At 37.3% G+C, this 15,436-nt stretch carries 14 protein-coding genes; all 14 read right to left on the bottom strand.

Annotated elements, in window-relative coordinates:
• Nucleotides 1-21: 21 nt before the first annotated feature.
• Complete coding sequence (locus tag CWS20_RS23680) at nucleotides 22-930, bottom strand: PucR family transcriptional regulator (protein WP_066191120.1); 909 nt, start codon at nucleotides 928-930, stop codon at nucleotides 22-24.
• Between the two features lie 190 nt (nucleotides 931-1,120).
• Nucleotides 1,121-2,098, bottom strand: coding sequence for an ROK family glucokinase (locus CWS20_RS23675; protein WP_066191115.1), 978 nt, complete (start codon nucleotides 2,096-2,098; stop codon nucleotides 1,121-1,123).
• Nucleotides 2,099-2,133: 35 nt separating this feature from the next.
• The gene (locus CWS20_RS23670) at nucleotides 2,134-3,798 is read right to left on the bottom strand and encodes a glycoside hydrolase family 13 protein (RefSeq protein ID WP_066191112.1); all 1,665 of its coding nucleotides are present in this window, start codon (nucleotides 3,796-3,798) and stop codon (nucleotides 2,134-2,136) included.
• 466 nt (nucleotides 3,799-4,264) lie between these two features.
• A complete protein-coding gene (locus CWS20_RS23665) occupies nucleotides 4,265-4,888 on the bottom strand; it encodes a YesL family protein (RefSeq protein WP_180321497.1) in 624 nt (207 codons plus the stop codon).
• 380 nt (nucleotides 4,889-5,268) lie between these two features.
• Complete coding sequence (locus CWS20_RS23660; protein ID WP_066191105.1) at nucleotides 5,269-6,237, bottom strand: sugar phosphate isomerase/epimerase family protein; 969 nt, start codon at nucleotides 6,235-6,237, stop codon at nucleotides 5,269-5,271.
• A 187-nt stretch (nucleotides 6,238-6,424) separates the two neighbouring features.
• The gene (locus tag CWS20_RS23655) at nucleotides 6,425-7,462 is read right to left on the bottom strand and encodes a Gfo/Idh/MocA family protein (RefSeq protein ID WP_066191102.1); all 1,038 of its coding nucleotides are present in this window, start codon (nucleotides 7,460-7,462) and stop codon (nucleotides 6,425-6,427) included.
• Nucleotides 7,459-8,490, bottom strand: a complete 1,032-nt coding sequence (locus CWS20_RS23650; protein ID WP_066191097.1) for a Gfo/Idh/MocA family protein — start codon at nucleotides 8,488-8,490, stop codon at nucleotides 7,459-7,461. Before CWS20_RS23650 ends, CWS20_RS23655 begins: the two co-directional genes overlap by 4 nt.
• 32 nt (nucleotides 8,491-8,522) lie before the next feature.
• Nucleotides 8,523-9,251, bottom strand: coding sequence for a ThuA domain-containing protein (locus CWS20_RS23645; RefSeq protein ID WP_066191093.1), 729 nt, complete (start codon nucleotides 9,249-9,251; stop codon nucleotides 8,523-8,525).
• Nucleotides 9,252-9,343: 92 nt separating this feature from the next.
• Nucleotides 9,344-10,378 (bottom strand): LacI family DNA-binding transcriptional regulator, encoded by a 1,035-nt coding sequence (locus tag CWS20_RS23640; protein WP_066191091.1) that lies wholly within the window; start codon nucleotides 10,376-10,378, stop codon nucleotides 9,344-9,346.
• Between the two features lie 116 nt (nucleotides 10,379-10,494).
• Nucleotides 10,495-11,313: a carbohydrate ABC transporter permease gene (locus tag CWS20_RS23635; RefSeq protein ID WP_066191089.1), complete on the bottom strand. Its 819-nt coding sequence runs from the start codon at nucleotides 11,311-11,313 to the stop codon at nucleotides 10,495-10,497.
• On the bottom strand, nucleotides 11,313-12,173 hold the full coding sequence (locus CWS20_RS23630; RefSeq protein WP_066191081.1) for a carbohydrate ABC transporter permease: 861 nt from the start codon (nucleotides 12,171-12,173) through the stop codon (nucleotides 11,313-11,315). Before CWS20_RS23630 ends, CWS20_RS23635 begins: the two co-directional genes overlap by 1 nt.
• A 173-nt stretch (nucleotides 12,174-12,346) precedes the next feature.
• Nucleotides 12,347-13,642 (bottom strand): ABC transporter substrate-binding protein, encoded by a 1,296-nt coding sequence (locus CWS20_RS23625; protein ID WP_066191077.1) that lies wholly within the window; start codon nucleotides 13,640-13,642, stop codon nucleotides 12,347-12,349.
• 332 nt (nucleotides 13,643-13,974) lie between these two features.
• Nucleotides 13,975-14,376, bottom strand: coding sequence for a GNAT family N-acetyltransferase (locus CWS20_RS23620; protein WP_241504256.1), 402 nt, complete (start codon nucleotides 14,374-14,376; stop codon nucleotides 13,975-13,977).
• Between the two features lie 173 nt (nucleotides 14,377-14,549).
• The gene (locus CWS20_RS23615; RefSeq protein WP_066191072.1) at nucleotides 14,550-15,227 is read right to left on the bottom strand and encodes a LolA family protein; all 678 of its coding nucleotides are present in this window, start codon (nucleotides 15,225-15,227) and stop codon (nucleotides 14,550-14,552) included.
• Nucleotides 15,228-15,436: the final 209 nt, after the last annotated feature.

The following is a 15,436-nucleotide window of genomic DNA, read 5'->3' as shown; positions in this document are numbered from 1 at the left end:
TTTAGCAGATTGTCGAAGAAATCATTCCGGTAAATTTACCAGCAAGCATGTAAGATAAACCATTATCGCGCTGTTGAAATGTTTAAGGTTAATATCGGTTTTTTCACTAAATTTATCAATTCGATATTGTAACGTATTACGATGAACATAAAGTGTTTTTGCTGCATGTGAGGTATTTGAATTATGTTCAAGAAAGACAATTAAGGTTCTCCTTAACTCTGAATCCTCCCTTAAAATTGGAAGAATATCTTTTTTTAGTATGTTGCTAGGAAGGTCAGGGAGATTAGATGCTAATAAAAACGGAAAAATTTTTTCAAATGAATACACCCTTTCTTTGGAAAGGTGCTTCAATGCTTGAATAAACAAATCACGTTCTAAAGAGAATAACTCTCGCAAAGTGGTGAATTTGTTTCTGAATTTCCCAATATAAAAATATGGCTTTAAATAAAAATCATTCTCTAATGTTATGGAGATTGAATATAATTCCTCTTCCCCGTATGATATTTCTGACTTTTCTTCTATAATGATTCCGTTCTGCTTATCAAGCCAGAGAAAAGCGAGCGATTGTGTAAAAAATTCTCGAATCGCCTCCTCAAACCCCTTTATCTCCTGGTCAAAACTGTTAATATGAACTTGGATAAAGCGTATTGTCTTTTCTCGGTTTATCGTAGGGAGGTCTCCTTGTTGGCATAAGTAAGCGTACCATTCTCTTACAGAATCGGACAAATAGGAGGAATGATCAGGAATGACTAATTCATATAAGGTACTTAATAATTCAAGCTGTCCTTCACGAAGTTCTGACTTCGGGACTCCAACCCAATAAAGCTCTTTCATTTCTTCCTTAAACCAATAATAGTCTTTCTCGGTGACAGTAGGAGGAATATTCATCGCAATAGCATTTGGATAATAAGACTGAAGTTTACTTAGCATGTCGTCACCTTCATTATCGATAGATTTATAGTTGGTTAAGATAATGTTCTGATATTAAAAACACTACTAAAAAAACAATTGAACATAAAATTTACTATCGTTCTCTAAAGCCTTAATATTAACTTGTCCGTCTGCAACAAATTGAAACCACTTATGTAAATAGGCTCATTCATAAAAGTAACTTACATCCCTACGCTTTCTTCAATAGCCTCTCCTTTACCAACCAGGAACCTCCAATAACACCTGCGTTATTCCCTAAAGCTGCAATGACGAGCCCTACCCCTTGTGCGACTCTCGGAAAAGCATATAGAGTAAACTCATCTTTCAACGGAATTAACAAAGCGTCTCCTGCTTTTGATACCCCTCCTCCGATGACAATTTTTTCAGGATTTAGTCCATTTGCTAAATTCGCAAGAGCTAATCCAAGATGCTCTGTCACCTGTTGGAGAACGTTTTTAGCAAGTTCATCCCCTTCACTGGCAGCATCAAAAACTAATTTAGAAGTGAGCGTTTGATGTTCCTCAAAATATTCTCGTAATTTACTATTACAATTCATAGAAGAGAGCGTTGCTATGGCAAGACGGACAATTCCGGTTGCAGACGCGATCGTTTCTAAACATCCCGACTTTCCGCAATTACATGGTGAACCATTTTTAGGCACAGCAATAATATGGCCGATTTCGCCACCTGCTCCATTTATTCCATGGACAATTTCTCCATTGATAATAATCCCTCCTCCGACACCAGTTCCCAATGTAACACAGATTAAATGTTTAGCTCCTTTTCCTGCACCTGTCCACATTTCACCAATGGCAGCAATATTTGCATCATTGTCAACAACAACCGGTAAGCCTGTTTCCCGTTCTAAAATCTCCTTTAATGGAAAATGATCCCACCCTAGATTTACAGCCATCTCAATAGAACCATCCATCATATTAACAGGACCTGGTGCACCGATTCCAATCCCAATTAACCGTTTTTTTGGTTGATTTATTTCTTCTAACTTTTGATCAATCGATTTTGCAATCGTTAAGGGAATATATTGACCTTTGTCTCTAATATCCGTACTGATCTCCCAGCTATAAAGGATATCGCCATGTAGATTAACAACCGCCATTTTAATCGTTGTACCACCTATATCTACACCAACTAGCCATTTTTCATCCATGACCATTCTCCTCCTCTTTCCCCCCGTGCATCACTTTAAATCCGATAAACCCTAGCCTCATAAGGTTGAAGTGTAAGGACTGATAGTTCTACTGAGTCAACGGAGTAATTCCCCAAACAAAATACTGCATCTTTTGCATTTAAACCCTTCGGTAAAATAAACTCTGCCCTTTCCGCAAATAGGTTTGTTATCACAACAAAGGTATCATTACCTAATGTTCTTGTATACGCATAGATTGAATCATCATCTTCTATAATCAAGTTATAGCTCCCATAAATAAGTGTTTCGTTTTCTTTACGCAGATTAATCAATTTTTTATAAAAGTGGTAAATGGAACCTGGATCTTGCAATGCATCCTCTACATTAATCTCAACATAGTTTGGGTTTACCTTTATCCAAGGTGTGCCGGTGGTGAAACCTCCATTCGATTCGTGACCGTTCCATTGCATCGGTGTTCTTGAATTATCACGACCGCTACTCCAAATAACCTCCAAAATTTCTACGTTTGACTTACCTTCTTCTCGCTCACTTTTATAGAGGTTTTTAATTGCAACATCATTATAATCATCTATGGAGTCAAATTTTACATTAGTCATTCCAATCTCTTGACCTTGATAAATAAATGGAGTTCCTTGCATTAAAAAGTACATGGCTGCCAGACATTTTGCTGATTTATCTCTTAACTCCTGATCGTTTCCCCAAGTAGAAACTGAACGTGGTTGGTCATGATTTTCTAAAAATAATGCATTCCAGCCCACGCCATCTAATCCTGTTTGCCACTTCGTTAACGTTTTCTTTAAAGCATGAATGTCAAGTCTGTCGGATGCTCCTTTTCCCCAAAGATCCAAATGTTCGAATTGGAAAATCATATTGAATTTGCCGGTTTTCGCTCCTACCCATTCTTCCGCTTGGTCAACATTCACCCCATTTGCTTCCCCGACTGTCATAATATCGTATTTAGCAAAAGTCTCTTGCTTTAGCTCTTCAAGGAATACTTGAATGCCCTCACGATTCATATGACCGTTCATCGATGGAACGTATTTCTTTTTATCTGGATTCGGAAGATCCGGGAACTGAGGTACTTTTTTAATATGAGAAATAGCGTCAACTCGGAAGCCATCGATTCCCTTATCGAACCACCAATTCACCATTTTATATAACTCTTCGCGAACGAGTGGATTTTCCCAGTTTAAGTCTGGTTGTTTCTTAGAGAAGATGTGCATATAATACTCTTTGGTTAGTTCATCATATTCCCAAGCCGAGCCGCTAAAAATTGACTCCCAGTTATTCGGTTCCTTTCCATCTTTTCCAGGATGCCAAATATAGTAATCGCGATATGGATTATCTTTGGATGAGCGTGACTCAATAAACCAAGGATGTTCATCAGACGTATGGTTAATGACTAAATCCATAATTAATTTCATCTTGCGTCTGTGTACTTCCTCTAAAAGCAGATTAAAGTCCGCCATTGTCCCAAAATCATCCATAATATCTTGATAATCAGAAATATCGTAACCATTATCATCATTTGGAGAACGATAAATAGGGGAGATCCAGACCACATCAATTCCAAGATCCTGTAAATAATCTAACTTTGAAATGACTCCTTGAAGATCCCCGATTCCGTCACCATTGGAATCCATAAAGCTTCGCGGGTATATTTGATAGGCAACCGCTTCTTTCCACCATATTTTCTTCATGTTATTCCTCCTTCTACATAGTGCAATAAATACAACCAATCTTCATAAGGTCTAAGTTCGAAATGAGCGATTGAATCGCTTTCATCCGTACGATCATTACTGATCTTTAATTGTTGAGAGTCAAATGTAAGACCTTAGTAAGATTGAAGAATGGTAGCTCTGAGCGACAATCACCACGACTAACAATTTTTTTCTCCTTCTCCACTGATTGTTAGTCCCCATATCTGGCATACGCTTAGATTAATTGACAAAACTCGATTGGTTCAGTCTTACCTTCCGAGATAAGTTTCACTGTATCTCACCAACTGGACTTGTCATGCAGTTATCTACTTAAGCATTTCTCTATATTTTGAGGTGGGGGCTTACTATCCGTTAATCTGCGATAAGTTTTACAAACCACACTTTCTTTCCCTATTGGTTAACCATAATACGCTCCTAACTATTCTGTAATAACTAATATTCAGCATTATGCCGTCATTTTTAAATAAAATCGATAAAATGCTGAGAATGACAGGTAGGAGATGAGTGACCCAGTAAAAAAGATAAATAAGAATTCAAAGCCGTTTAAACTCATATATAATAAAATGCCGCTACTAATAAGAATCGTCAAAAAAAGAATGGGACATCCTAATGTAATGATAAGTGCATTTTTCATAATCTTAGGCAATTTCATCTCATAATGGGATAGCATAGAAAAAAAGTTAATCGTAAATACAAAGAGGATTACTCCCATGACGAGAAAGATAAATGTCAAAACTACATTTTCTTGACTGAAATAATAATAGTCTACTCCCCAAACGGTCCATACCCCTGTTAAAATCAATCCACCTAACATACTTTTTTTATAGTTTTCAAGATAATAGCTCCAATATTGGCGTATAGACGTGTTTTCTTCCTTCATCACCCAATCCCTTGCAGAAGCAAACATTGCCGCGGTTGCTGGAAAATATAAAAATGGCAGCATAATAATAAGAGGAATAATAGAAAACATTAAGTATTCCGTATGCTCTATAAAGTAGAGATTCAGCACCAAAAAAGCAATTGGCAAGTTAAAAACCACCCAAAGCATATTGGTCACTGAAAATCTCATTATCCATTCACATATACGGTAAATACCCTCTATCAAATCGGAAACTTCTTTCAAACCGAATCTACTCCTTCATTTAAAAAATTATCACCACTTATAGCATCCCAACGAACAAAAGCGAAAAGCGCCTTTGGAACACGCATCTTGTTCATGCAATGTTTATTCTAAGGAACCTTCCTTAGTGGTCAGCCGTGACAGACATAAGATGAGCCAGCCAGAAGGTGGTTTTTTTACTCTTCTTGAATGATTGGCTATTAACCCGAGGGATTAGGCGCTGAGAGCTGGATACAGACAACGATTACAATTTGCCTCATTTTAAGACAAAAGCCCCTTAAAGCGGACCTTAAAGGGAATTTGTTAAAGGGCTTAGATTATTTGATTGGTTAGGCCCACCACATATCGGATGGAGCTTCTTCAATGAATACGCTCTTTAAATTTTTAACCGCTTGGTTGAAACCTTCATCAATTGACATAATTGGATCTTCATGTTCAATACTAATGACATGATCATAGCCATACGTTCTTAATATGCTCACAATATTGGACCACTCTTGAATACTATGACCGTAGCCAACAGAACGGAACGTCCAAGCACGAGATTGAACATTTGAATAAGGCTGCATATCCGTTAATCCATACATATTAACGTTTTCTTGATCGATATAGGTATCTTTGGCGTGGAAATGATGAATTGCATTTGCTTTTCCTAGAATTTTAATCGCTGCAACCGGATCAATTCCTTGCCACCATAAATGACTAGGATCAAGGTTAGCTCCAACTGCATCACAAGTTGCGTCACGCAATTTTAGCATCGTATATGGCGTGTGAACTAAAAATCCTGCATGAAGTTCAATGCCAATCTTAACACCATGGTCTTTTGCCAATTGTCCTTGTTCTTTCCAATAAGGAATCAGTTTTTGTTCCCACTGCCAATTATAGAGATTGGTGTATTCCATTGGCCAAGGTGTAACCGGCCAGTTCGGGAATTTTGCACCTTCCTGGTCTCCTGATATTCCCGAGAAAGTATTCACAACAGGGACATTTAGCATTTCTGCTAGTTTCACTGTTTTAATAAATATATCATGCGACTCCTTTGCAAACTTTTCATCAGGTGAAAGCGGGTTACCATGACAACTAAATGCGCTAATTGTTAGTCCTCTAGACTGAACTTCTTCTAAGTATTTTTTTCGCTTGTCCTCACTCGCTAATAATTCATCTACATTACAGTGGGCATCACCCGGATATCCACCCGTGCCAATTTCAACGGCTTTTAATCCAGAAGCTTGAATATAATCAAGCATGTTTTCAAATGATTTCCCTGAAAATAAAACGGTGAATACACCTAATTTCAAGTTGTTCATCCTCCATTCTTTTCTAAATGAGTGTTGTCCTTATAAAAGTGAAACATCCAACAGTGGGGGAGTTCTTTCATTCCCCATTTATCCTTTATTGTCCCTTCAAAAGTCTTGACGTAGGGGGTTACTGCCTATTAATACGGGATCAAAACCTCAACCGCTTTTGGTAAGTTTTTGCTATGTATTACAGCGGTACCTTTTCTCCAGTCTCACTGCTTCGATAGATTGCCTCAATAATTTTGGTTACCTTTAAAGCGTCTTCTGGTTTCACAACCAACGCTGCTTCTCCTAGGCAAGCAGCAATAAAATTCTCTGCCTGTGAAACCCAAGGATTATCTTCGCCAAGAATCGTTTGTTCTGTCCTATTTACTAACATGCCATCCTTCGCATGATAAAGCTCTAGTGGAAATACATTTATTCCACCGTCAACCCCTGAAATACTTACATGTTCAGCATCCGATTTAATATTTGCAGACCAAGAGCATTCAAATAATAATGAAGCGCCGTTATCAAACGTAATATAGCTTGTTACATGATCATCAACCTCAAAAGTTTCATGGTCAAACGATCCCCATTCATTCACTTGATTTGGCTGCTTGCTTAGCCGATTATACGTTTTCCCTACCACATCTACAGGCTTTACATCCTCCATCAACCAGAGTGATAAATCAAGCAAGTGACAGCCATAATCGATCAGACTGCCTCCTCCTTGTAATTCTTTATTCGTAAAAACTCCCCAGTTTGGCACTTTACGACGTCTCAAGGCTTGAATTCTTGTCACAATTGATTCACCAATTTCTCCTTTTTCAATAGCCCGTTTCGCTGCTTGTGACTCCTTTTTAAACCGATAATGATAGGCAATCGCTAACACTTTTCCGGATTTTTTAGAACTTGCTATCATAGCTTCACATTCTACCGCTGAAATTGCCATCGGCTTTTCACATAGTACATGAACCCCAGCTTCTAGTGCTGCAATGGTAATTTCCGCATGAAACTTATTAGGGGTACAAATAGCAACAGCATCGACCTCAAGAAACATATCACGATAATCAGAAAAAACATGCTCAATTCCATATTCCTCTGCTACTTCTCGCGCTCGACTCTCATTCAAATCTTGAACCGCTGAAAGTGTTACCTTTTCTTTCATCTTTAAAAATACGGGAATATGGCGAGCTTTCGCGATGCCTCCTGCTCCAATAATTCCTATTCTAAATTTTTTCATGCTAACACCTGCGTAATTTTTTTCGATTCATTGGACTCAATCGCTGCTAAAATAATTTCTAGCGACTTTTTTCCTTCCTCGCCTGAAATTGGCGGAATTGTATCCTCTGTGATAGACTGAACAAAATTTTCGACTACATGCGTATTTTTCTGTCCTCCCTCTTCATTTGACTGAATTTTCCCTAGCTCATAACGAACAACCTCGCCATTTGTATATTGTACAACTAAGGAATTATTCGGATCATCTTCTAAACGCAAGATTGCTTTTTCACCATAAATGATTGTTGAATTATCTTCGCCTGCATTGTAAGCCCAGCTGGCTGCAAGGGTTCCAATTACACCACTTTCACTTTTCAAAATAAACACTGCATTATCGTCAACATTAGTGTTCTCCTTTGCAGATGTTTCCACAAAGCTAGCGACTTCAACAAACTCTTCTCCTAGTAAGAAGCGAAGTAAATCCGCTTTATGAACACCTAAATCGCCCATTGCACCAATAAAGGCTTGATCCTTCTTAAAAAACCAGCTCTCTTTCCCGTCCGCACTCCAAGATTCTGGTCCACCATGGCCGAATGTTGTTCTGAAGCTGTAGATTTTGCCTACTTCTCCTGATTCGATTAACTGGCGTGCTTTAACATGAGACAGAACAAAACGCTGATTATGAGCAATCATTAATTTCTTATTATTCTTTTCAGCTGCTTTAATCATTTGCTCAGCTTCTTCTCTTGAACTAGCCATTGGCTTTTCACATAGTACATGACAGCCGGCATTTAGTGCTGCGATCGAAACAGGTGCGTGAAGGTAGTTTGGCGTACAAACACTGACAGCATCGATTTCTTCCGTCGCAAGTAGCTCTTCGTAGCTTGTATAAGCTTTCACATTATACTTTTCAGCTATTTCCTTTGCACGTTCAGCTACTTTATCGCAAACAGCTGTAATTTCAACTTCAGGGTGAGCAGCATATTCGATTAAATGGCGATGTTTAGCTATACTTCCACAACCAACCACCGCAACTTTTAATTTTGACATATTCTCTCTCTCCTTTATTCAGTAAAAAGTCATTAAGCGTTTGCTTTTGCAGAAATTTTCTCTAAAGCTTGAACATTTCCATAAGTATGTGTTTCCGTTTCACTTGGCTTTGCCCATTTAACTGCATTTTTAATTACGCGTTGTACATTTTCGTTATAATAGGTTTTGTATGTTTCATGGCCAGGACGGAAGTAGAAGATTTTCCCTTTACCACGTTTGAATGTGCAACCACTGCGGAACACTTCTCCGCCTGCAAACCAACTAACAAAAATAAGCTCGTCTGGAGTTGGAATATCAAAATGTTCTCCGTACATTTCTTCTTGCTCTATCTCAAAATATTGCCCGACTCCTTTAGCAATTGGATGCGATGGATCCACTACCCATAGACGCTCTTTTTCTCCAGCCTCACGCCATTTCAAATCACAAGAGGTTCCCATCAACTTTTTAAAGATTTTAGAGAAATGACCAGAGTGAAGAACAACAAGTCCCATTCCTTCAAGAACACGCTGTTGTACCCTTTCAACGATTTCGTCGTTTACATCTCCATGAGCTTTATGGCCCCACCAAACCAATACATCCGTTTTATTTAATCTCTCATCTGTTAAGCCATGCTCAGGCTCATCCAGTGTGGCAGTCTTTACAACAACATCCTCCCTTTGTAAAAACTCAGCAATCGCTCCATGAATGCCTTTTGGATAGTTTTCAGCTACCACTTGATTCGTTTTTTCATGGCGGTTTTCATTCCAAACGAGTACATTCATCCGTAAAATCTCCTTGAAATTAATATATTTTTTAAAGGCATGCTTGTATTGCCCCATTTAATTTTAAAAGTGAAATGCTCACGGTTTAGCATTTATTTCAAATGATTTATTGCTAAACAAGATTCACGTTCTTCCATATTTGTAGGAATAATGACACTCTTCTTGCTACTATCCGGTTCTTTAATTTGTTCAATCAGACAACGGGCTGCTTCATAACCTAACTGATAGGTTTGAATATTCACCGAAGTTAAGGGAGGGCTCGATAACCTAGAAATAATAGTATTATTAAAGGCTACGATACTGACATCCTCCGGAACTTTTATCTTCAATTCTCTTAAAATTAATAAAACAAGCATCGCTTGAAGATCATCTGCAATAAGAAGAGCAGTTGGCGGTTCTGTCATTTGCAATAGTTCCGTAACCGCTTGTTTGCCAGGATCCTTTTGTTCAATTTGAAAACTTTTTATATAGCTTTCTTTGATTTCTAAGTTATTTTCCGTTAAGGCTAGCTTATATCCGTAACATCGAGATAGGGACACTTCATAATTTGGAGCTGCAGAAATGAAGGCAATCTGCTTATGCCCTAGCTTGATTAAATAGTCGGTAGCCTGTTTGGCTGCGAAGACATTATCATTATCGACATACATAACCTCATTAAGGCCGAAAACAGGTTTCCCAATAACAAGAAAAGGAATTCCGCATTCTGACAAATAAGGAACCACCTTATCATCTTTTTTGGAATACATAACAATGATTCCGTCCACTTTTTTCCCTTGGACAATTTTAACCGTATCTTGAAAAATTTCTTCCTCTGAACTTCCCGAAGTTAAGATAATACTAAAATCCTCCTGATGACAAAAAGCACTAATTCCATTTAAAATTTCAGGAAAAACAGGGTTGAGCAAAGACTGACTTGCTGAATTTTTCAAGACAATTCCGATTGTTTTCGTCGATTTCTGAACTAGATTTCGAGCATTTAAGTTCAAATGATAGCCCAATTCATCCATAACTTTTCTGACTTTCTTTTTCGTTTCCTTACTTATTTTCGGACTTTCAGCGATCACACGCGAAACAGTAGAAGGTGCCACGCCTGCTTTCTTGGCAACATCTTTAATCGTAACTGACATCGTAATTACCGTCCCTCTTTTTATTTTTAATAAAATAAACTAGGGAAATTCAGAAACATAGCTGCACATTATGTTCGTAAATTAGTTCCTTATTTATCTTATAAACTCATTTTATATTATTTAACAGCACCTTCAGACACACCTTTAATAATTTGTTTTTGAGCAAAGAAGTAACCAATAATAACTGGAATGATTGCGATGGTTAATCCCGCCAAGGCCAAATGCCATTGTTTCGTATACTGACCAAAGAAGTAGAACATCTTTAAAGGAATAGTTGCATTTGCTTCCCCAATTACAAGAGATGGCAATAAGAAGTCGTTCCAAATCCAGATCACATTTAGAATTCCGACTGTTACTGAAATCGGTTTTAACAATGGAAAGATAATATGCCAGAATGTTTGAAACTTGTTTGCTCCATCAATCTTCGCTGCTTCATCCAATGAGTTCGAAATACCAGTCATTGCGCCGTGATATAGGAATATAGACAAGCTACATCCAAATCCTAAGTACATAAAAATTAAACTAGCTTGGTTTAGCATCTCCGCCTGCCCAAAGATAGAAACGAGCGGGATCATAACAGATTGAAACGGAATCAACATTGCGCCAACAAAGAAGTAAAAGATAATATTACTAAGCTTGCTCTTATTCCGTGCTAATGCATATCCAGCCATCGCAGAAAACAGAATGATAATCGCTACACTCACAACTGATATGAAGAGTGAGTTCAGGAACGAGTTCACAAAGTCTAATTCAACAAAGGCTCGGTTAAAGTTCTCAAACGTAAATTCTTCCGGTATCCCAAGTACATTTGTAAAGATTTCTCTTTTCGTTTTAAAAGCATTTACGAGCATTAAATAAAACGGAGATAACCAAAGAATCGCAAGGAGCAGGCCGAATATTTCTAATAAAACTAAACCGATTTTCTTTTGTTTCATTACAAGTCGACCTCCCGCTTTTTGTTAAAGTACGTTTGTGTTAATGATACGACTGCAACGATAATAAGGAAGATAATCCCTTTTGATTGAGCAAGAGCCATTTGATTTTCGCTAAAGGCTGTCTTATATATTTCCATCGCTACCATTTGCGTTGAGTTGAAAGGCCCCCCGCCAGTAAGTGACAAGTTTTGATCATAAATTTTAAATGAATGTGAAATCGTTAAAAACATGCTGACTGTGAACGCAGGTGCCACAAGTGGAAAGGTTATATGTTTAAATCGTTGGAATGCGTTCGCTCCATCAATTTCGGCTGCTTCAAGTAATTCACCTGGGATGTTTTCCAAATATGCAATATAAATGATCATAATGTATCCGGCCCATTGCCAACTAGATAAAATCACAAGACCCCAGAAACCAGTTTCAGTAGTTGATAACCACCCCTGCAAGCCTTCAGCCCCAATTAATTCTCCAAGGCTACTAAAGGCACTGATAAAAATAAACTGCCAGATAAATCCCAGAATAAGTCCGCCAATTAAGTTCGGCATAAAGAAAATAGTTCTCAAAAGATTATTTGTTTTAATTTTTGTTGTAACGAGTAATGCAAGTCCTAGACCAAGGAAGTTAAGTAAGATCACCGAAACAACAGTAAATTTAATCGTAAACCAAAGTGATGCTCTAAATTCTTCTTCCTTAAATAAATCGATATAGTTTTGAAAACCTATAAATTCCGTAGCTTTAAGACCATTCCAGTTTGTAAAAGAATAAACTGTACCATATAGGAGCGGAATGATCACCACAAGGAATAAACTTAACAGAACAGGTGTTAAAAACAGCCAAAATGATAGATCCCGATTTCTCATTGGTAACCTCCTGTGCGTTTCACGGTTTAAAGACAACCAAGAAATGATGAATTGAGCCGGGATAAAGGTTATCCCCGATTCATGCTCCATTTGATAAAAGGAATAGCTAACGAAACCGTCTACGCTGCTTCGTTAGCTATTTTTTACCCTTTTTAAAATAGAGAATTAGTCTCCTATGGACGAGACTTTTCCCATGAATCCTGAGACGCCTTCATTGTCTCTTCCCAAGTCGCTTGACCACTTAAATATTTCTGCATATTAACACCTAATACTTCTTGCTGCCAGCCAGTTGGCGCTCCTAAAAACGTCCATCCAATAGTGTTTCCTTCAGAAGCATACTTATAGATTTCTTGTGAAAGCGGATCAGCAATCTTAGTTTCGTCATATCCTTCATATGCAGGGATAAATTTGAAATCTTCCAAAACCGCTGTTTTACCTGTTTCAGATGTGTACAACCAGTCTAAAAATTTCTTAGATTCTTCTACTACTGCTTCATCAGCTTGCTTATTAACTCCCCAGTACATTGGAACACCTACAGGAAGCTTTCCTTCAAATCCTTCTACAGGAATCGGAATAATACCAATATTGTTTTCTGCGAACTCAGGATCGATTTCATAAATGGAGTTGTATGTCCAGTTTCCTTGCTGCATCATTGCCACTTTTTGAAGTGAGAATAACTGCTCAACTTGTTGAGAGTAGTCAAGGCTAAGTACTGGCTGTACAGAATAGTCAGCTTGTAAATCCAGCATTCTTTGAAGTTCTGTACTCTTCGTCATTGGGATTGTTTTTGAGTTAAACGCTTCTACAACATCGTGATTGAAATCAGGAGCAATGAAAACGTTCGCTAAGTGATTTCCAAGTACCCAAGTTTCTTTTGCAGCAAGTGCAAATACAGCGTCAAGTCCTAACTCATCCTTTTGACTGTCTAAAGTTTTAACCGCCTTTTCTAGATCCTCATATGTTTTAATGTCTTCAGCCTTAATTCCTGCTTTTTCAAATACTGCTTTATTATAGATGTATCCATATCCTTCTTGGTTATATGGCAATCCCAGAACCTCTTCACCATCTATTACACTTGTAAAGGTGCCATCTAGCGCTGCTTTTGCTGCTTCTGTTCCAGATAAATCCGCAAGGTAATCTCGATATTCAGCAACATCAGAAGGCCCACCTACGTTAAAGATACTGGGCTCATCTCCAGAGGAGAAAGATGCTTTTACAGCTGCACCGTAGTCATTTCCACCACCAACTGTTTTTATGTTGATATCAACACCAGGGTTCTCTTCTTCATATTTTTTGACTAAATCTTCAAACTGAGTTTTGAACTCTACTTTGTATTGGAAAACGTCAACAACAACTTTGTCTCCTGAAGAAGATGCTTTTTCTTCATTAGAACCTCCACACCCTGCTAATAGAGCACCTGATGCCAAAACTGCAATAGCAAGCCCTGCATAAAATTTTTTACCCCTCATCTCTGAATTTCCCCCTATAAATGAGTAATTTTTGCAATGAATTCGGTTGCATAATTCATTGTAATGGCATCACTTAGGAAACGCTTCCAATTAATAGATATATCATATGTAAAGACAAATTCTTTTTACAGATTCATCACCATCTATTATGAAAACGTTTGCACTAACTGAATGATTTAATCGTATCATAGACGAATTATTCTGACAATATATTTTTGTATGCTCTTACTTTTTTTTACTATAAAAGCTCGTTTTTCTTTTTACTAGCCTTCTTGTTTAGAAAAAGTATTTCATTAGAAGGAGCAGATAATACCAAAGATAGAGGGAGGCGACTAACCTTCATTACGGTATCCAAAAGAACAAGACAATGTATTACACATGATAGTGGAATAACACCACTTTATTCTGCGATAGCTCTCTAGCTTCTTTAACTTCAGAGAATGAAAAATACCACAGTATAAAAGACCTGTGGTAGTCAAAAAATTTATACATTTATTATCGTAAAAGAAGAAAAAATCGAAATTACTTGATGCCTCTTCTTGATCTTCACTTTTCAATAGTTTTTTAGTTATTTTAACTGGATTTTCTATCATGGCCTTAGTTGCTTCCGTTCCGTATCCGTTTCTCCAATAATCTTCTCCTATCCAGTAGGTAATTTCACCATTATTATATTGTTTATGATTTGACGATAGCCAAAGAGCACATTGTAGTGGATAGGGATAAGGCAAACTCATTGTGTTTTTGTATATATTGTAATTATTGCACATGATGCTAACAGTTTTTGCATCTGATTCTTTAAATAAATTCTGAAGCAATCTATCGCAATCTATCTGTTTCGATTGTTTTTTCTGCTTTACTATAAATCATACTTTTCTCTCCCTGCTATCGTTCATTAATCTTCAATTACTCACTGTTCTACTTTTTCAATCTTTACTTCAGCTGGCAAATCCATATTAAAAGTGTTTTCATCAAATTGCGGTGAGAAATCGATTTTGGAATATTCCATCTCTGTTTGTTTATCACCGGTTTGAACAATTGCTTTAATGATGGCATTTGATTCTTTATCAACCCAAATCTCAAAATCTCTCACCATTGACAGCTCAGACTCCGGTTCGAGTATGAGATGATCTGTTAAAAATCCGTTTCTTTCTTCTTCACCTTTATAGACTGCAGAATGTGAGTCTTGTATATACATAAGGTAGTATGTAAGATGATTCATTTGCGTTAAATAGTCAAATGTATCATTGTCATCGGCGATTTCATATTGTTTTGCGAGCTTGGAGCCGACTGCATGGACAATTGCCTGCTCCCCATTATTAATCGTCAGCGATTCAGTTCCCACCTTTTTATCAAATTCAATAATTTTTTTCCTTCCATTCTTATCAACATATTCGTGAAACTCTACTTCACCAATTAATTCATCTTTTTCAAATATCTTATATTTCCCTTCTGCGTATAAAGGCTTCACTTCATTTTCAATAGAAAGCAAGGGCTCGATAATCTCTTCTGCTGTTTTTTCTTTTTCACAAGCAGCTACAAAAAAGATCACCAAGAAACAAATCAAAAATATAATCATCTTATTCATACAAGTGTACTCCTTTAATATTCATATAATTATAACTATACACGGTAATTAAGAATTCTTTAACTGGTAATCAGATAATTCTAATAATAAAAACAAGAAAATTTTCTCTCTTTTTCGCGTCAACTCACATGCTTTTTGCGCCTCTCTCCTTTTTGCGTCAGTCCGCACACTTTTTGCGCCTCTTCTCTCTTTTTTGCGTCAGTCCGCAC

This window comes from Cytobacillus horneckiae, from assembly GCF_002835735.1.
In the GTDB taxonomy this organism is placed as follows: Bacteria; Bacillota; Bacilli; order Bacillales; family Cytobacillaceae; genus Cytobacillus; species Cytobacillus horneckiae.
Note: the sequence above shows the minus strand (reverse complement) of the source record. Positions and strands in the feature narration are given on the sequence as shown.

What these genes read in the sequence shown, in the direction of transcription:
- CWS20_RS23680 (WP_066191120.1), bottom strand. Translation starts at nt 930, where the DNA reads ATGCTAAGTAAACTTCAGTCTTATTATCCAAATGCTATTGCGATGAAT.
- CWS20_RS23675 (WP_066191115.1), bottom strand. Translation starts at nt 2,098, where the DNA reads ATGGATGAAAAATGGCTAGTTGGTGTAGATATAGGTGGTACAACGATT.
- CWS20_RS23670 (WP_066191112.1), bottom strand. Translation starts at nt 3,798, where the DNA reads ATGAAGAAAATATGGTGGAAAGAAGCGGTTGCCTATCAAATATACCCG.
- CWS20_RS23665 (WP_180321497.1), bottom strand. Translation starts at nt 4,888, where the DNA reads ATGAGATTTTCAGTGACCAATATGCTTTGGGTGGTTTTTAACTTGCCA.
- CWS20_RS23655 (WP_066191102.1), bottom strand. Translation starts at nt 7,462, where the DNA reads ATGAAAAAATTTAGAATAGGAATTATTGGAGCAGGAGGCATCGCGAAA.
- CWS20_RS23650 (WP_066191097.1), bottom strand. Translation starts at nt 8,490, where the DNA reads ATGTCAAAATTAAAAGTTGCGGTGGTTGGTTGTGGAAGTATAGCTAAA.
- CWS20_RS23645 (WP_066191093.1), bottom strand. Translation starts at nt 9,251, where the DNA reads ATGAATGTACTCGTTTGGAATGAAAACCGCCATGAAAAAACGAATCAA.
- CWS20_RS23640 (WP_066191091.1), bottom strand. Translation starts at nt 10,378, where the DNA reads ATGTCAGTTACGATTAAAGATGTTGCCAAGAAAGCAGGCGTGGCACCT.
- CWS20_RS23635 (WP_066191089.1), bottom strand. Translation starts at nt 11,313, where the DNA reads ATGAAACAAAAGAAAATCGGTTTAGTTTTATTAGAAATATTCGGCCTG.
- CWS20_RS23630 (WP_066191081.1), bottom strand. Translation starts at nt 12,173, where the DNA reads ATGAGAAATCGGGATCTATCATTTTGGCTGTTTTTAACACCTGTTCTG.
- CWS20_RS23625 (WP_066191077.1), bottom strand. Translation starts at nt 13,642, where the DNA reads ATGAGGGGTAAAAAATTTTATGCAGGGCTTGCTATTGCAGTTTTGGCA.
- CWS20_RS23620 (WP_241504256.1), bottom strand. Translation starts at nt 14,376, where the DNA reads ATGAGTTTGCCTTATCCCTATCCACTACAATGTGCTCTTTGGCTATCG.
- CWS20_RS23615 (WP_066191072.1), bottom strand. Translation starts at nt 15,227, where the DNA reads ATGAATAAGATGATTATATTTTTGATTTGTTTCTTGGTGATCTTTTTT.